General features: G+C 70.3%; 15 protein-coding genes. 7 read left to right on the top strand and 8 right to left on the bottom strand.

The window, feature by feature from the left end:
- Positions 1-240: 240 nt before the first annotated feature.
- The 3 genes from GH266_RS18220 to GH266_RS18230 all read left to right on the top strand — a co-directional run bounded on the left by GH266_RS18220 (position 241) and on the right by GH266_RS18230 (position 4,669).
- On the top strand, positions 241-2,187 hold the full coding sequence (locus GH266_RS18220) for a methyl-accepting chemotaxis protein (protein ID WP_158195093.1): 1,947 nt from the start codon (positions 241-243) through the stop codon (positions 2,185-2,187).
- A 158-nt stretch (positions 2,188-2,345) separates the two neighbouring features.
- Positions 2,346-4,238, top strand: coding sequence for a DNA mismatch repair endonuclease MutL (mutL, locus tag GH266_RS18225; RefSeq protein WP_158195094.1), 1,893 nt, complete (start codon positions 2,346-2,348; stop codon positions 4,236-4,238).
- A gap of 137 nt (positions 4,239-4,375) precedes the next feature.
- Complete coding sequence (locus GH266_RS18230) at positions 4,376-4,669, top strand: hypothetical protein (protein ID WP_067220602.1); 294 nt, start codon at positions 4,376-4,378, stop codon at positions 4,667-4,669.
- A 4-nt stretch (positions 4,670-4,673) separates the two neighbouring features.
- On the opposite strand, the gene rsmD is transcribed toward GH266_RS18230, so the two are convergent.
- Positions 4,674-5,228 carry a 16S rRNA (guanine(966)-N(2))-methyltransferase RsmD gene (gene rsmD, locus GH266_RS18235; protein ID WP_158195095.1) on the bottom strand — a complete coding sequence of 185 codons (555 nt, stop codon included), beginning with the start codon at positions 5,226-5,228 and terminating at the stop codon, positions 4,674-4,676.
- Positions 5,225-7,252: a pseudouridine synthase gene (locus GH266_RS18240; protein WP_158195096.1), complete on the bottom strand. Its 2,028-nt coding sequence runs from the start codon at positions 7,250-7,252 to the stop codon at positions 5,225-5,227. Before GH266_RS18240 ends, rsmD begins: the two co-directional genes overlap by 4 nt.
- A 138-nt stretch (positions 7,253-7,390) precedes the next feature.
- Here GH266_RS18240 and GH266_RS18245 point away from each other — a divergent pair, with 138 nt between their 5' ends.
- On the top strand, positions 7,391-7,864 hold the full coding sequence (locus GH266_RS18245; protein WP_209001484.1) for a nucleoside deaminase: 474 nt from the start codon (positions 7,391-7,393) through the stop codon (positions 7,862-7,864).
- A 73-nt stretch (positions 7,865-7,937) separates the two neighbouring features.
- Positions 7,938-8,282 (top strand): antibiotic biosynthesis monooxygenase family protein, encoded by a 345-nt coding sequence (locus GH266_RS18250; RefSeq protein WP_158195097.1) that lies wholly within the window; start codon positions 7,938-7,940, stop codon positions 8,280-8,282.
- Between the two features lie 27 nt (positions 8,283-8,309).
- Here the strand turns inward: GH266_RS18250 and GH266_RS18255 are convergent, their stop codons facing one another.
- The 3 genes from GH266_RS18255 to GH266_RS18265 all read right to left on the bottom strand — a co-directional run bounded on the left by GH266_RS18255 (position 8,310) and on the right by GH266_RS18265 (position 10,622).
- Entirely contained in the window at positions 8,310-9,164 is an 855-nt protein-coding gene (locus GH266_RS18255) for an MBL fold metallo-hydrolase (RefSeq protein WP_209001485.1), read from the bottom strand.
- Between the two features lie 77 nt (positions 9,165-9,241).
- On the bottom strand, positions 9,242-10,093 hold the full coding sequence (locus GH266_RS18260) for a patatin-like phospholipase family protein (protein WP_158195098.1): 852 nt from the start codon (positions 10,091-10,093) through the stop codon (positions 9,242-9,244).
- Positions 10,094-10,121: 28 nt separating this feature from the next.
- Positions 10,122-10,622, bottom strand: coding sequence for an MOSC domain-containing protein (locus GH266_RS18265; protein WP_244953714.1), 501 nt, complete (start codon positions 10,620-10,622; stop codon positions 10,122-10,124).
- 127 nt (positions 10,623-10,749) lie between these two features.
- Here GH266_RS18265 and GH266_RS18270 point away from each other — a divergent pair, with 127 nt between their 5' ends.
- Entirely contained in the window at positions 10,750-12,555 is a 1,806-nt protein-coding gene (locus GH266_RS18270) for a monovalent cation:proton antiporter-2 (CPA2) family protein (RefSeq protein ID WP_158195099.1), read from the top strand.
- A gap of 110 nt (positions 12,556-12,665) precedes the next feature.
- A complete protein-coding gene (locus GH266_RS18275) occupies positions 12,666-12,887 on the top strand; it encodes a DUF2093 domain-containing protein (RefSeq protein ID WP_067220621.1) in 222 nt (73 codons plus the stop codon).
- On the opposite strand, the gene lpxK is transcribed toward GH266_RS18275, so the two are convergent.
- From lpxK to GH266_RS18290, 3 genes are read right to left on the bottom strand one after another with little or no spacing between them, the layout of a single operon-like run.
- Positions 12,863-13,900 carry a tetraacyldisaccharide 4'-kinase gene (gene lpxK / locus GH266_RS18280; RefSeq protein WP_244953715.1) on the bottom strand — a complete coding sequence of 346 codons (1,038 nt, stop codon included), beginning with the start codon at positions 13,898-13,900 and terminating at the stop codon, positions 12,863-12,865. The genes GH266_RS18275 and lpxK overlap by 25 nt on opposite strands.
- Positions 13,897-15,252: a 3-deoxy-D-manno-octulosonic acid transferase gene (locus GH266_RS18285; protein ID WP_158195100.1), complete on the bottom strand. Its 1,356-nt coding sequence runs from the start codon at positions 15,250-15,252 to the stop codon at positions 13,897-13,899. Before GH266_RS18285 ends, lpxK begins: the two co-directional genes overlap by 4 nt.
- The gene (locus GH266_RS18290; protein WP_158195101.1) at positions 15,249-15,938 is read right to left on the bottom strand and encodes a lysophospholipid acyltransferase family protein; all 690 of its coding nucleotides are present in this window, start codon (positions 15,936-15,938) and stop codon (positions 15,249-15,251) included. The genes GH266_RS18285 and GH266_RS18290 overlap by 4 nt, the downstream gene beginning before the upstream one ends.
- Positions 15,939-15,981 lie beyond the last annotated feature (43 nt).

Consider the following 15,981-nt stretch of genomic DNA (forward strand, 5'->3'; position numbering starts at 1 on the left):
GACCATAGGCGATCCCCGGCAAAAAGGACAAGACGCCAACGCCGGAGGACCGCCTTGCTGCAGAAAAGTCGCGGAATTGAGCGAATTGCCGCTGCGTCAAACGTTTGCGCTTAAGACATTGTTCAGCATGTGTTGCTCAACCTCAGGTTCAGACTCGGTCACCTATGAATATTCAAATTTGTGCAAATTGATGGCTTTTCTTTCCAACTCCCTGCCGACCGGTCGACCGGAGGATCAAGGATGAAGACGATACGAGCGCGCATGATGCTGGTGACGATCGCACTGGCATTGCTTGGCGCGGTTTCCGCTTTTGCCATTTCGCAATGGGTGGCCGGCACCCTGACAGATACCGCTTTGCAGCGGGAGGTGGCCGGCGCCAAGCGCCAGCTGCAGGCACTGGTCGAGGCGGAAAGCCGCCAGGCCTTGCTGCTCGCCAGGGTGGTGGCCGGGCAGACGTCGGTGCAGCAGCGCTTCGCCGCCGGTGACCGCGAGGGCCTGGCGGGCGAATTCGTCCCGGCCTTCGAGGCGCTCAAGGAGCAGTTCGGCATCCGGCAGTTCCAGTTCCATCTGCCGCCCGCGACGTCGTTCCTGCGGGTCCACAAGCCGGAGAAATTCGGCGACGACCTGTCGTCGTTCCGCGCCACCGTGGTGGAGACCAACGGCGGGGTGAAGGACATTTCCGGCCTGGAGAAGGGGGTTGCCGGCATCGGCAATCGCGGCGTCGTGCCCATCGTCGTCGACGGCCAGCACAAGGGGTCGGTCGAGTTCGGCCTCGAGTTCCACGAAATGTTCGTCGCCGATTTCACCGAAAAGACCGGCTATCCGCTGGCGGTCCTGCGGTTCGGTGCCGAGGGGAGCGATGCGCTGGAAGTGATCGGCAACCGCCTGCCGGCCGACATGGATCCGCTGGCGCTTGCCGCGCAGACGGCCGGCGGCGGCCTCGTCTCGGCATCGGGCGATTTCTATGTCGATCAGGTCAATGTCGGCGACTATTCGGGCAATCCCATCGCCGTCGCGGTGATCGCGGTGGACCGCACCGCCTATGTGGCGATTGCCGACATGGCGCGCGCGGCCGGCATCGGCGTCGGCCTGCTGCTGCTGGCGATCGCCGCCGGTGCGGTCGTCTTCGCGGTGCGCTCGATCTGCAATCCGCTGCGCACCGTCACCGGCCAGATCATGGAACTGGCGGCCGGCGAGACCGGCTTCAAGGTCGCGGGCCGCGACCGGTCGGACGAGATCGGCGATATCGCCCGCGCCATCGAGGTTTGCCGCGACAACCGCATCGAGCAGGAGCGGCTGGAGCGCGAGCAGCATGGCGACCGGCAGGCGCGCGACGCGCACCAGCGGCAGGTCGATGCCTTGATCAAGGGGTTCCAGTCGACCGCGCAGGAGGTGCTGACCGCCGTCGACCACGCCAATGCGAGCCTGGAGGCGACCGCGCGCACGCTGGAGACGGTCGCCGCTTCCAGCGCGGAGCAAGCGGAGGGCGCGTCCTCGGCCTCGCGCGAGGCCTCCGGCAACGTGCAGTCCGTTGCGGGCGCGGCGGAGGAGCTGTCCTCCTCGATCCGCGAGATTTCGGAACAGGTCGAGCGCACCACCACGGTCGTCACCCGCGCAACCGACAACACGCGGGCGACCAACCAGAAAGTCTCGGGCCTTGCCGCTGCCGCCGGCAAGATCGGCGAGGTGGTGACCCTGATCCAGGCGATCGCCGAGCAGACCAATCTGCTGGCGCTGAATGCTACCATCGAGGCGGCGCGCGCCGGCGAGGCCGGCAAGGGCTTTGCCGTCGTTGCAGCCGAGGTGAAGCAGCTCGCCGACCAGACCTCGCGCGCCACCGGCGAGATCTCGGGCCAGATCGTCGCGATCCAGTCGGCCACCGCGGAGACGGCAAAGGCGATTGCCGAGATCGCCACCACCATGGACGAGGTCAACGACCACACCAGCGCTATTGCCGCGGCGGTGGTGCAGCAGGGGGCTGCGACGACGGAGATCAGCTCCAACATCCAGCTCGCCGCCTCCCGTACGCGCTCGGTTGTCGACAGCATCGGCGAGCTCGACACGGCGGTGGAGGAGACCAACCGCTCGGCCCAGCAGGTGCTGGGCGCGACCGGCGAGGCGGCGCGCCACACCCAGCGCTTCCGCCAGGAGATCGAGCGGTTCCTCAAGAATGTGGTCGCGGCCTGAGCGCGGCGATCCCGTGCCTTGAGACCGGCAATGAAGGGGGCGCGCAGGCGCCCCTTTCCCGTTTTGCGGGACGCTGCGCGGACGGCTGGCCCCGCGCGGCCAAACGGGCGATGCTGGCGCCGGGCGAGGGGACGATTCGCAAAGGTGAAGGTCCGGGAATGACGATCCGGCAGTTGAGCGACCACGCGATCAACCAGATCGCGGCAGGCGAGGTGATCGAGCGGCCGGCCAGCGTGGTCAAGGAGCTGGTCGAGAACGCCCTTGATGCAGGGGCGGCGCGCATCGGTGTGTCGACGGCGGCCGGCGGCAAGACCTTGATCCGCGTCGACGACGACGGCTGCGGCATTCCCGGCGAGCAGCTGGCGCTGGCGGTGGAGCGCCATTGCACGTCCAAGCTCTCCGAGGACGATCTGTTCGACATCCGCAGCCTCGGCTTTCGCGGCGAGGCGCTGCCCTCCATCGGCGCCATCGCCCGTCTTGCCATGACCTCGCGCCATGCATCCGAGACCCACGCCTGGACCATCCGGGTCGAGGGCGGGCGCAAGGACGGGCCGGCCCCGGCCAGCCATGCGGGCGGGACCCAGGTCGAGGTGCGCGATCTCTTCTTCGCAACGCCCGCCCGTCTCAAGTTCCTGAAGACCGACCGGGCGGAAGGGGCCGCGGTCACCGATGTGGTCCGCCGCCTGGCGCTCGCCAACCCGGCGGTGCGCTTCGAGCTGTCCGGCAGCGACCGCCAGACCACCACCTATGCAGCGGCGAGCGGCGAGCGGGCGCTGGAGGCGCGTATCGCCCAGGTCATGGGCACCGATTTCGTCGACAACGCCCGGCCGGTGAATGCGGTGCGCGAGGGCGTACGGCTGCACGGGCTTGCCGGCCTGCCGACCTTCCACAAGGCCAACTCGCTCTCGCAGTTCTTCTTCGTCAATGGCCGCCCGGTGCGCGACAAGCTGCTGATGTCGGCGCTGCGCGGCGCCTATGCCGACGTGCTGGCCCGCGACCGGCATCCGGTCTCGGTGCTGTTCATCGAACTCGACCCGCGACAGGTCGACGTCAACGTCCATCCCGCCAAGGCGGATGTGCGCTTTCGCGACGCGCAGCTGGTGCGCGGGCTGATCGTCGGTGCCCTGCGCCAGGTCTTTGCCGAGGCCGGCCACCTTGCCTCCTCGCATACGGCAAGGGCAGCGATGGCGTCCTTCTCCACCGGCTATGCGGCCGGCTCGTCCGCCGGCCTGCGTCCCGCTACAAGCGACCACTACGGCTACCAGCGCTCCGCCACCTCGCCCGCCCCGGCCTCGTCCGACTGGCGCGCCTCGCCCTTCCGTCCGCTGGACGCTGCCGAGGCGCACGCGCAAGCAGCCCCCGCGAGCGGGTTCGGCGAGGCGGCGCAGGCGGGCTTCGAGACGCTGGACATGCCGTCCGCCGATGCGCGGGCCCATGCCCAGGCGAGCGAAGCGACGGAGGAGCGCCAGTCCCGACCGCTCGGCGCGGCGCGGGCGCAGGTCCACGCCACCTACATCATCTCCCAGACCGAGGACGGTCTCGTCATCGTCGACCAGCACGCCGCGCATGAGCGGCTGGTCTATGAGCGGCTGAAGGCCGAGCTTGCCGTGCGCGGCGTCGCCCGGCAGGGCCTCCTGATCCCCGAGATCGTGGAATTGCCGCAGGAGGATGTGGCGCGTCTGGCGGAGCGGGCCGAGGAGCTGGAGGCCGTCGGTCTGGTGCTGGAGCCGTTCGGACCCGGCGCGATTGCGGTGCGCGAGACGCCGGCCATGCTCGGCCAGATCGACATTCGCGGCCTCGTCACGGATCTTGCCGACGATCTCGCCGAATGGGACAGCTCCACCCGCCTGCGCGAGCGGCTCGACCATGTCGCCGCGACCATGGCCTGCCACGGGTCGGTGCGCGCCGGACGCCGCCTGCGGCCGGAGGAAATGGACGCCCTGCTGCGCGAGATGGAGGCAACGCCCAATTCCGGCCAGTGCAACCACGGTCGCCCGACCTGGATCTCGCTGAAGCTCTCCGACATCGAACGCCTGTTCGGCCGCAAGTAGCCGGGCGGGCGGGCCGCACCCGTCGCGCGCCCTCCGTCGCGCGCCTTCCGTCACGAGCATGTCATGCCTTGCGTGTCATCTGGCGGCCGGTGGGAGTGCGCGTGCCGCGCCCCGTCTCGTTCCGGAGCCGATGGCGCATGAAACTGTTCGTCTGGGCGGCGGCCGTGGTGATGATCCTGCTCGGTCTTGCGACCGTTTGGACGCCGCTTCCCACGGGCGTGCCGCTCATCGCCGGCGGGCTGATCCTGATTCTCGGCAGCAGCCGCCAGGCGACGCGCTGGCTGCGCGCGCGCCGTCGCCGCCTGTTGCGGCTCGACGAAGCTTTCATCTGGCTCGAGGAAAAGGCCCCGAAGGGCCTGACTGCGGCGCTGAGGCGGACCCGCCCGCGCCGCAAGGCGCCGTCACCGCCGGCGCCGACACCAACGCCTTAGGGGGCTAGGCGCTGCGGTAGATGACGAACTGGCTTTCGCCGACGGTGCGCCGGTCCAGTTCTTCCAGCCCGTCGATGGGGGCGATCTCGGTCTTGGCGTCCTCTTCCAGCACCACCAGCGCGCCCGGCGCCAGCCAGCCGCCGGCAAGGCAGGCGGCCAGCGCCTGCTCGCCCAGCCCCTTGCGATAGGGCGGGTCGGCGAAGACGAGGTCGAAGGGCGCGATGGTGCCGACCGGCCCGATCCGCGTTGCATCGCGGCGGAAGATCTTGGTCGCCCCGGTGAGGCCGAGCGCCTCGACATTGGAGCGGATCGCCGCGCGCGCCGCACTCGCTTCCTCGACGAAGAGACAGTGGCGCGCGCCGCGGCTCAGCGCCTCCAGTCCCAGCGCGCCGCTGCCGGCGAACAGGTCGAGGACGCGCGTGTCCTGCAGCACGTCGCCATGGCCGTGGGCCAGCACGTTGAACAGCGTCTCGCGCAGCCGGTCGCTGGTCGGGCGCGTCGCGTCACCGCGCGGCGCCTCGATGGGAGAACCCCGGAAGCGTCCGGCGACGATCCTCACGGACGCTTGCCCCCACCGGGCCCCTTACCGCCGGGACCCCTGCTTCCGGGCCCCCTGCCTCCAGGACCTTTCCCGCCGGGGCCTTTGCCCGCCGGACGGCCGCCGGCTGGGCGACCTCCGCCGGGACGCCCGCCACCGGGACGTCCACCTGCAGGACGGCCGCCTTCAGGACGGTCTCCACGCGGCCGGTCCCCGCCCGGCTTGCCGCCGAAGGGACGGTCGCCTCTCGGACGATCCTCGCGGGGGCGGTCGCTCCGCGGCCTGTCGCCGAACGGCCGATCTCCGCGGGGCCCGTCTTCACGAGGTCTGTCGTCGCGCGGCCGATCCTCGCGCGGGCCGGAGCGGCGCGGGCGGTCGTCGCCAGAGCGTGCGGCGAACGGCTTGCCACCACCCGGTTTACCGCCAAAGGACTTGCCTCCGCCCGGCTTGCCGCGACCGGCACCGCGCGGCGCGTCCTCGGACGGCGGGGCGGTGTCGACCACCAGCGAGCCGTCCTCGTCCCAGATCCGCCGACGTGCACCGGCCGACTGGCCGTCGCCCTTGGATGCGCGCGGCATCGTGTCCGGAGTAAAGCGGAAGCGCGAACGCGGCGAGACATAGCCGGACGGTTCCGACTCGTTGCGCGAGGGGCGTGCGGCCCGGCTCTCTTCCTTGCGGCGGGTGCGGGACGGCTTCTCGCGCGCCTCGCGGCCCTCGCGGGCGCTGAGGTAGCGGTCCTCGGTCCTTGCAGCTCCTGGCTTGCCGGCGGCGGGCTTGCCGCGCTGCGGGGCGGCGCCGGGAGCGGGATTGCGAGCCGGCTTGGCCTCCTCGCCGTCAGCCTCGCCGCCCGGTGTCAGGAGCGGAGCTTCGAAATCGGCATTGGCCTCGGCTGCCAGCCGGTCGCCGAGCTGGTCGCGCAGCACCCGGCCGCGGATCTCGCGCACCTCGCCCTCGTCGAGCTCGGCCAGCTGGAACGGGCCGAAGGAGATGCGGATCAGCCGGTTCACGGCAAGGCCGAGATGCTCCAGAACCTTCTTGATCTCGCGGTTCTTGCCCTCGCGCAGCGCAATCGTCATCCAGACGTTGTCGCCCTGCTCCTTGTCGATCTGCGCCTCGATGCCACCGTAAAGCACGCCGTCGACCTCGATGCCGTCGGCCAGCTTGTCGAGCCTGTCCTGCGTGATCTCGCCATAGGCGCGCACGCGGTAGCGGCGCAGCCAGCCGGTCGCCGGCAGCTCCAGCACCCGCGACAGGCCGCCGTCATTGGTCAGCAGCAGCAGGCCCTCGGTGTTGATGTCGAGGCGCCCGACGGTCAAGACGCGCGGCAGGGTCTTGGGCAGCCGCTCGAACACGGTCGGCCGGCCTTCCGGGTCGGAGTTGGTCGTCACCAGGCCGCGCGGCTTGTGGTAGAGCCACAGGCGGGTGCGCTCGCGCTCCGGCAGCGGTTCGCCGTCCACGGTGATGCGGTCGGCGTCCGTCACGGTGACGGCGGGCGAGGTCAGGACGGTGCCGTTGACCGCGACGCGGCCTGCGACCACCCAGCTTTCCGCCGTGCGGCGCGAGCACAGGCCGGCGCGTGCGATCACCTTGGCGACGCGCTCGGCATCCTCGGTGCGCGCGGCGAGCGGCGCTGCGCCGGGAGGCAGCGTCTTGTCGCGCTTCGGGGCGCCCTTGCGCTCGCCGAAGCTCTTCTTGCCCGCAAAGCCCTTCTTGTCGCCGAAGCTCTTCTTCTCGCCGAAGCGCTTGCCGCCGGCATCCGGACCGCCGCGCCGTTCGCCGTACTTGCGCTCCGCGCCCCGTTCGCCGCCGCGCTCTGCACCCCGGTCCGCGCCCCGATCTGCGGACTTGTCGCCGAACTTGCGCTCGCCCGCGGCCTTCGGGCCGAAGCTCTTGCGCGGTCCGCGCGCCTCTCCGTCGGCGGAGCGATGCGGGCCGTCATTGCCGCGTGTTGCGCGGGGCTTGCCGTTGCCGGGGCGTCCGCTGCCGGATTTCCCCGGCGCGGAGGCGCGGCGCGGAGGCCGCGAGGATCGATTGTCTTCGGTCATGGTGCCGCGTCATACCAGAGCGGCAGGGCTGCGGGAAGCGCGCTTTTTCACCGCCTCGCCATGCGTTTTCCGCAAGGGGTCGATCCTGCCCCGACTTGGCGATTCCAAACGGCTCTTCCTGGCTGTAGGGTCGCGGCCATGACAGGGAACGAAAGGTCCGCCGGAAGCACCGGCGGCTTCATGGATCTGGCGCTGGACGAGGCGCGGGCGGCGGCGGCGCGCGGCGAGGTGCCGGTCGGCGCCGTCCTGGTGCGCGGCGGCGAAATCCTGGCCGCCGACGGCAACCGCACGCTGGAGCTGAGCGACCCCACCGCCCATGCCGAAATCCTGGTGATGCGGCGCGCCGCCGCCGCTCTCGGCAGCCAGCGGCTGCCCGACTGCGACCTTTACGTTACGCTCGAACCCTGCCCGATGTGCGCGGCGGCGATCTCCTTCGCCCGCATCCGCCGGCTCTATTTCGGGGCCTCCGACCCCAAGGGCGGTGCGGTCGAAAACGGCGTGCGCTTTTATTCTCAGGCGACCTGCCATCATGCGCCGGAAGTCTATTCGGGCCTTGCGGAGCGCGATGCGGCGGAGCTTTTGCGCGGCTTCTTCAAGGCACGGCGCGACTGAAGGAGATCGGCGAGCGGCAGGCGCGAGGGGCCGCGTCGCCGGACAGCGTCACCGGACACGGAGGGAGAGGGACATGATTGCAGTGATCTTCGAGGTCTGGCCGAAGGAGGGGCACACGGGCGCCTATCTCGACATCGCGGCGGGGCTGAAGCCGCTGCTCGCCGAGCAGGATGGCTTCATCTCGGTCGAGCGCTTCGAGAGCCTGACCGAGCCGGGCAAGCTGCTCTCCCTCTCCTTCTGGCGCGACGAGGAGGCGCTGTCGAAGTGGCGGCAAGAGGCGCGCCACCGCATGGCGCAGACGGCCGGCCGGGGCACCCATTTCGCCAATTATCGCCTGCGGGTCGCCGCCGTCATCCGCGATTACGGCATGAGCGAGCGCGACGGGGCGCCGGAAGACAGCATCGCCCTGCACGGGTGAGGCCTGCACGCAGGAGGCGGGGCCTGCTCACCCTTCGGGCAGCACCAGCACGGTCTGTCCGGCCGGCAGCGTCGTGCGGCTCGCGATGTAGAGCGGGCTTTCCGACATCTCTACCCCGAACCCCTCGCTCGCCATGCGCGCGACGAAGCTCTCGCGCGAGCCGTAGGTATAGGCGTGCATCGGAATGACGATGCGCGGCGACACCGCGCGGATCACCTCCACCAGGCTGTCGAGCCGCAGCGTCGAGGCATTGTCGACCGGCGCGAAGACGATGTCGATCGTGCCGAGCCGGGCGAGGTCCTCGGGTGTCAGCCGGTGGTGCAGGTGGCCGAGATGGGCGATGCACAGGTCCGCCACCTCGAAGACGAAGATCGAGTTTCCGAGCAAACGGGTCTCGCCGTCCCAGCCGCGGATGTTGGTCTGCAGGTTGCGGATGCGCACGTCCTCGACGGTGAGGTCGTGGTCCATCGCTCCGCCGTTCGGGTTCCAGCCGAGCAGCACATGCTCGATCCCGGCATCCGGGTTGAGAGTGAAATGGGTGGAATGGGCGCCGTTCATCGTGACGACGCGCGGCAGCCGCCCCGGCCGGTGCACGTTGTTGTAGTCGGTGGCGATGCGCACGCCCTTCGGCGTCTCGATCTCGAAGGTGGCGTGGCCGATATAGGTGATGCCGACCTGGTCCATCGCCAGCGCGGCCTGCCGCACCAGCGGAGGCGGCGCCTGTATCCATCCGTCGGCGAGCAACTGGCAGGAGGCGGCGGCCGGTCCCCCGGCAAGGGCGAGGGTGCCGACAAGCCCGGCAAGTCCGGCGAGCGCGGAACGCATCCGCCCTTTCCACGAGCGGACGGACAGGCGTGGGGCGGAGAACGACGTCAGGTCCATGGCGGGGCTCCGTGCTTGCGTGCCGCAAGGGTAGGATAGAGCTCCACCGGTGCGCTTCAAGGCTGCAAGTGCGGGCTTCACGCCATCTGGCGGCCGGTCTCGTAGGCCTCGATGGCCGCTGCCACCCGCTGCTTGACCATCTCGCGCATCGGCTCGGCCGCCTCCAGGATGTTGGCGGTCTTCATGAAGTCGAGAACCCGGAAGCCCGAAATGTCGGGCTTCACCAGCACGTCCGGCTGTCGGTTCTTCAGCTTTTCCAGAACAATGGACTGCATCAGGATCTGTGTTGCGCCGAACACCGCATCGCCCGCACCCGGCAGGCTGCGCCCCTTGCGCGGCATCGGCGAGCCGACCACGTCGCAGGCCACCACGATGTCGATGTCGGGCGGCAGCGCGTCGAAGGGCAGGGGATTGACCAGCCCGCCGTCGACCATGATGCGCCCGTCGACGGTCATCGGCTTGAAAAGCGCGGGAATGGCGATCGAGGCTGCCACCGCATGATGCAGCGAACCGTGCTGCAGGCGCACCTCGCGGCAATTGTAGAAGTCCGTGGCGATCAGCGTCAGCGGCGTTTCCAGTTCCTCGAACGTCGCCGGGATGTGCTGGCCGACGAACTGCTCCAGCACCTTGAGCGCGTCGAACTGCATGATCCCCGGACTGCCGAACAGGTCGCCGAGCTTGCGCGGCCGCAGCTTCCAAAGCCGAGCCAGCACCGAGTTGCGGTCGGCGAAGGTCGCCTTCGAGATCTCGCGCAGGGTCTTGCCGTCGAGACCGGCCGCGTGGGCCGCACCGAAGATCGCGCCGATGGACGTGCCGGCGATGGCCATCGGCCGGATGCCGAGGTCGTCGAAGGCCTCGATCACCGGCACATGGGCGATGCCGCGCGCGCCCCCGCCGCCGAGCGCCAGTCCGATCCGAGCGGTTGTCATCGCTTCTCCTGCCGGCCGGCGCCGGTCGTCACGCGTTTCGTTCCGCCGTCTCGTGCGCCTGCGGCACGACGGCATCACCAAGGGCAAGGCGGCCCGGTTCCAGCACCTCGGCATAGTAGCCGCCATGGCCGCGCATGGCATTGTAACCGCCTGGACCCAAGACGGTTTCCATGCGGCTGCAGGGCGCGCAAGGGCCGGAAATCCGTATCAGCGCCGACCCGAGACGCAAGGGGTGATGACGAACGGCGGCGAGATTGAGGCCATGCACCACCACGTTGCGGCGCAGCTGGGCCGGATCGACCTCGGGCAGCCCGGCCAATGCCGCGATCACCGCCAGATGTTCTCCCTGCAGCAGCGTGACGGCGCGCTTGCCGCCGCTGACATAGTGGTCGCCCACGAGGCCGGCCTCGCTCGCCTCGGCGCTCTCGACCGCCACGACAGGCTGCAGCCGCGCCGGGCGCAAGCCGATCCAGCCTATGCGGCCGGGACGGGCATGACGGGCCATGAGCGTCTTGAGATCGACGGCCAACGGTGCGGCCTCCTGTTCGCGGCGGGGCAATTCAATTAGGGTTTTCCGGCGGATTCGGGCAGAGAGATCCACCGATTCCGACGCAATCTATCCCAACCCTCATGTCGCAGGCATATCAAGAGACATCATGGCAACCGACGCCGCGCCTCCCTTCTTCTTCGAATCGCTCACGGTGCTGGCCGCCACGGTCGCATCCGTGCCGATCGCCAGGAAGCTCGGTCTCGGCTCCGTGGTCGGCTATCTCGCCGCAGGTCTCGTCATCGGCCCGTACGGGTTCGACTTCATTCGCTCGGCGGTGGAGATCCGCAGCGTCGCCGAACTCGGCGTGGTGCTGCTGCTCTTCGTCATCGGGCTGGAGCTGGAGCCGGCGCGGCTCTGGCGGATGAAGGGCGATATCTTCGGCCTCGGCACCTCGCAGGTGCTGCTTTGCGGTGTGGCGCTCGTCGCCGCGGCGCTGCTCGGCGGGCTTTCGCTGGAGGTGGCGCTGATCGCCGGCTTCGGCCTTGCCCTGTCCTCCACCGCCTTCGCGCTGCAGATCCTGCAGGAACGCGGCCAGCTTACCACCTCCTACGGACAGCGCGCCTTCGGCATCCTGCTGCTGCAGGACATGGCGATCGTCCCGCTGCTTGCGATGATCCCCGTCCTGTCGCCCCGCGGCGAGGAGGCGCGCGGCGCGGACATCGCCCTCGAACTCGGCATCACGGTCGCGGCCGTCGCCGGCGTGGTCCTTGTCGGGCGCTACCTGCTCACCCCGCTGTTCTCGCTTCTTGCACGCGCAAGGGCGCGCGAGGTGATGCTCGCGGCCGCGCTGCTGGTGGCGCTGGGCAGCGGCGGCATCATGCACGCGGTCGGCCTGTCGATGGCGCTCGGGGCCTTCCTTGCCGGCGTGATGCTCTCGGAATCCAGCTTTCGCCACACGCTGGAGGCCGATATCGAGCCGTTCCGCTCGTTGCTGATGGGGCTGTTCTTCATCTCCGTCGGCATGTCGCTGGATCTGCCGGTCGTCTTCGCGCAGTGGTGGGTGGTGCTTGCCGGGGTGGCCGCCACCATGGTGCTGAAGGGCGTGCTGATCTGGGGCTTGTCGCGGCTGTTCGGCTCGTCGAACTCGGATGCGCTGAGGATCGCGGTAACGCTGCCGCAGGGCGGCGAGTTCGCCTTCGTGCTGTTCACCGCAGCGGCGGTCGCCGGCATTTTCGGCGGCGACTTGCTGACATTGCTGATCGCCGTCGTCGTCGTGTCCATGCTGCTGACGCCGGTTGCCTGCCTTGCCCACGACATGCTGGCCCGCCGGCTGCAGCGGCGCGGCGTCGTGACCGGCATCATCGAGACCTTCGGGGACGCCATGCCGACCGTGCTCGTGGTCGGCTTCGGCCGTTTCGGCATGATGGTCTCGCAGATGCTGACGTCGGAGGGCGTCGAGGTGATCGCGCTCGACAACCGTCCCGAGCGCGTCGCCTATGCCCGCAAGCTCGGCTACCGGGTCTATGTCGGCGATGCGACCCGGCCGGACGTGCTGGAGGCGGCCGGCGCGGGCCGGGCGGTCCTGGTGGCGCTGTGCATCGAGAACGACAAGGTGATGGGTCAGGCCATCGAGCTCATCCGGGCGCGTTTCCCGCAGGCCAAGCTGTTCTGCCGCGCCACCGACCGGGTCCACGCGCTGGAGCTGACCCGGCTCGGCGTCGACTATCACATCCGCGAGACCTTCGAATCGAGCGTCCATTTCGGCCGGGCCGCGCTTGCCCAGCTCGGCATTCCCTCCGACCGGATCGCCGAGATCGAGGAGGACGTGCGCCTGCGCGACCGCGAGCGGATGGAGCTGCAGATGCAGGGCGGGCCGATGGCCGGCGCCGACACGCTGCACCGGGTGACGCCGCGCCGGGGCGGCGATGCCGGGCAGGCGCCGTCGGAGACGCCGCCGGAGGAGCAAAGGTGAGGCGGGGCCCCTCGGGCCGCGGCGGTGCGGCAGGGGGTGGTCAAGGGACGAAGGGGCCTGTATTCAGGACGCAAAGGCGGCCGCGAGAGGCCGCGAAAGGCACCAGACGCATGAACCGATACGAGAACCCGCGCGTGCCGGGCGAGGCGCGCATCCGCTACCTGGACGCGGACTTCCAGATCCTGTCGCCGGGCACCTTCGTGCGCTGCGCCGTCACCGGCCAGTCGATCCCGCTCGATGAGCTGAAATACTGGAGCGTGTCGCGCCAGGAGGCCTATGTCGACGCGCAGGCCGCCCTTGCCCGCTATCAGGAGTGCGGCGAGGCGCCCTGACCAAGGCGCGCTTCGAGGAATGCGGCAAGGCCCTGCGGGTCTTCCACACGCATCTCCACGTTCAGCACCTGCGCCTGCCTCGCCAGCCGGGCGAGCGCGGTGTCGCCTCTATCGTTGCCGAGACGCACCCGGTCCTTGGCCGTGGTGACGAGGGCTAGCCCTCCTCGTGCCGCACGTTCGAGCAGGTCCTGCGCATCCGTTTCCGTAAAGGCGTGATGATCGCCGAAGAAGCGCGTTTGCACGACCTCGGCCCCCGCGGCGCGCAGGCTCTGCGCGAAGCGTTCCGGCCGTCCGATGCCGGCAAAGGCGAGGACCCGGGCCCCCTTCAGCCAACCCGCCTCGCGAGCAGCCAGACTTGCACGGAAGACCGGCAGGCCGCGGGCCCGTGCTGCGGCTTCGACCGGCTTTGCCGCCGTGCCGTCGCCGATCGTCACCAGCGCATCGACATGGGCAAGCTGCCGCGCCACCGGCGCGCGCAAGGGGCCTGCCGGCAGGCAGAAGCCGTTGCCGGTGCCGGACGCGGCATCGACCAGCGCCAGCGACACGGTCTTGGCCAGCGCCGGGTTCTGCAATCCGTCGTCCATCAGGATCACGCTGCCGAGCCCCTCGGCGAGCCTTGCCCCTGCCGCCCGGTCGGCGGCGATCACCACCGGGCCGCTGGCTGCAAGCAGCAGGGGCTCGTCGCCGGCATCGAGCGGGCCGTGTCGGTCGGGATCGAGCAGCACGGGCGGCCCGCCGGACAGCCGCCCGCCATAGCCGCGGGTGAGGAAGACGGGGCGCTCGCCGCGCGCCTTGAGCCCCTCGGCCAGCGCCAGCGCGAACGGCGTCTTGCCGGTGCCCCCGACCGTGAAATTGCCGACGCAGATCACCGGTACTGCGGCCGTGTGGGCGGGCTTGCGCCCCATGCGGCTTGCGGTGATCGCGCCGTAGATCCAGCCGAGCGGGGCAAGTGCGAAGGCGGCCGGGCCGGGCGGCCGCCACCAGAAGGACGGGGCGGACAGCCCGCCGCTCACTTTGACGTATCCCTTGCGGGCGGCAGCAGGGGCGAAAGCGCGGCAAGGCTTGCGTCCAGCGCGCCGCTGCCGGCCCTGGCGACAGTGGCCGCGATGGCCGCCTGCCGGGCCGCCAGCGTCCGGTCGACCAGCAGCCTGTGCACTGCCGCGGCCAGTTCGCCCGTGTCTTGCACGATCTCGGCGCCCTTGGCGTCGAACAGCGGCGTGTAGATGTCGAGCAGGTTGAAGACATGCGGGCCGGTGACGATGGCCGTGCCGAGCCGGGAGGCCTCCAGCGGGTTCTGCCCGCCTTCCGGCACCAGCGACTTGCCGATGAAGGCGACCGGCGCAACGCGATAGTAGAGGCCCATCTCGCCGATCGTGTCGCCGAGATAGATGTCGCACGCCGCGTCCGGCAGCAGGCCGTCCGAGCGCCGGGCGAGCCGAAGGCCGCGCGCGGCAAGGCCTGCGGCGATGGTGCCGCCCCGCTCCGGATGCCGGGGCACGATCACCGTGAGCAGGCCGGGCAGCTCGCCGCGCAGCGCCTCATGCACCTCGGCGACCATCGCCTCTTCGCCTTCATGCGTGCTGGCGGCCAGCCACACGGGCCGCGAGCCGAGCACCGTCTGGAGGGCGTCCAGCGCCTGCGGGTCGACGGGCAGTTCACCACCGTCGAATTTCAGGTTGCCGCAGACCTCGACCCGCGGAGCGCCGAGAGCGCCGAGCCGCTCCGCGTCGTCCGCCGTCTGGGCAAGGCACAGCGAAATCCGAGAGAAGATCGCATGGGCGAAGGGCCGCATCCGGCGCCAGCCCTTGGCCGAGCGCGGCGACATGGTGGCGCTGGCGATGGCGAGCGGAATGCCGCGCCGGGCCAGCGTCGAGATGGTTGTCGGCCATATCTCGGACTCTGCCGTGATGGCAAGGTCCGGGCGCCAGTGATCGAGAAACCGGCCGATGCCGGGAGGCGTGTCGTAGGGCACGAACTGGTGGATGACGCCCGGGTCCGCTTCAGTGGCGGCGATGCGCGCCGAGGTCACCGTGCCGGTGGTCAGCAGCACGCCCAGCCCGCGCTCCCGCAGGGCCCGAACCAGCGGGCGCGAGGCGTTCATCTCGCCGACGCTGGCCGCATGCAGCCAGACCAGCGGGCCGTCGGGGCGGGGGCGCGAGGCGCGTCCGAAGCGCTCGCCGCGCCGTGCCTCGTCCTCCTTGCCGCGCCGCGCCCTGCGGGCGAAGAGCAGCGGCAGCAGCGGCGCGATGGCCCGGCCGAAGCCGCGATAGAGCAGGAGCAGGCTTTCCCCGGCCAGGCGCGACAGCACCCCGGCGCGGGCGGTGCCGGCCGGCGGAGATGCCGTCGTCGGGCCGGGCGCGGTCATCCGGACTTGGCCAGCGCGTAGGCGCGCTCGGTGGTCTCGTTCATCGAGGCCTCCACCGCCTTGCGCGCCTCTTCCAGCGCGGCATCGTCCGCATCCGGAGCGACGTGGATCGCCTCGCCGGAGGCGACGACCATGCGGCCGAAGGGCAGGTTGATGGTGGCCCGGTCCCAGGTCGACAGGTCGATATGCCGGCTGGTCGCCACCGCCATCGGCACGATCGGCCGCCCGGAATGGCGGGCGAGCTGGACGATGCCGAGCCCGGCGACGCGCGAGACCTTCGGCACGTCCGCTGTCATCGCCACGCTGGCGCCTTCCTTCAGGCAGCGCATCGCCTCGATGAAGCCGCGCAGGCCCCCGCGCTTGCTCACCTGGTGGGCGTGATGGGCGCCGGAGGCACGGATCAGGCCAAGGCCGAGCTTGCTGGCGGCGATGGCGTTGATCTCGCCGTCGGCCGAGCGCGAGATCATCACCCTGACGTCGTAGCTCGGCGGCCGGGCGAAGGGCATGACGAAATGCTGCCCGTGCCACATGGCGACGATGGCCGGCAGGTCCACCTCGAGGCGCTCGTAGAGGTCGGGCGGGTCGAGACGGAACGAGCTGGTCTTGCGGACGCCGAGCAGGTAGCCGGCCAGCGCATTGCCGACCAGCTTCTGCAGGAACGGGCTACGCCCCGCGCGCTTCAGCATGATCCGTCCGGCAGCACTGCCGGATCCCGGGAAAGACGGCTTG

The organism is Stappia indica, assembly GCF_009789575.1.
Classification (GTDB): domain Bacteria; phylum Pseudomonadota; class Alphaproteobacteria; order Rhizobiales; family Stappiaceae; genus Stappia; species Stappia indica_A.

Bases quoted from the DNA above. Each gene is read 5' to 3' on its own strand.
- GH266_RS18220 (WP_158195093.1), top strand. From the start codon at position 241: ATGAAGACGATACGAGCGCGCATGATGCTGGTGACGATCGCACTGGCA.
- mutL (WP_158195094.1), top strand. From the start codon at position 2,346: ATGACGATCCGGCAGTTGAGCGACCACGCGATCAACCAGATCGCGGCA.
- GH266_RS18230 (WP_067220602.1), top strand. From the start codon at position 4,376: ATGAAACTGTTCGTCTGGGCGGCGGCCGTGGTGATGATCCTGCTCGGT.
- GH266_RS18240 (WP_158195096.1), bottom strand. From the start codon at position 7,252: ATGACCGAAGACAATCGATCCTCGCGGCCTCCGCGCCGCGCCTCCGCG.
- GH266_RS18245 (WP_209001484.1), top strand. From the start codon at position 7,391: ATGACAGGGAACGAAAGGTCCGCCGGAAGCACCGGCGGCTTCATGGAT.
- GH266_RS18250 (WP_158195097.1), top strand. From the start codon at position 7,938: ATGATTGCAGTGATCTTCGAGGTCTGGCCGAAGGAGGGGCACACGGGC.
- GH266_RS18255 (WP_209001485.1), bottom strand. From the start codon at position 9,164: ATGGACCTGACGTCGTTCTCCGCCCCACGCCTGTCCGTCCGCTCGTGG.
- GH266_RS18260 (WP_158195098.1), bottom strand. From the start codon at position 10,093: ATGACAACCGCTCGGATCGGACTGGCGCTCGGCGGCGGGGGCGCGCGC.
- GH266_RS18270 (WP_158195099.1), top strand. From the start codon at position 10,750: ATGGCAACCGACGCCGCGCCTCCCTTCTTCTTCGAATCGCTCACGGTG.
- GH266_RS18275 (WP_067220621.1), top strand. From the start codon at position 12,666: ATGAACCGATACGAGAACCCGCGCGTGCCGGGCGAGGCGCGCATCCGC.
- GH266_RS18285 (WP_158195100.1), bottom strand. From the start codon at position 15,252: ATGACCGCGCCCGGCCCGACGACGGCATCTCCGCCGGCCGGCACCGCC.
- GH266_RS18290 (WP_158195101.1), bottom strand. From the start codon at position 15,938: ATGCTGAAGCGCGCGGGGCGTAGCCCGTTCCTGCAGAAGCTGGTCGGC.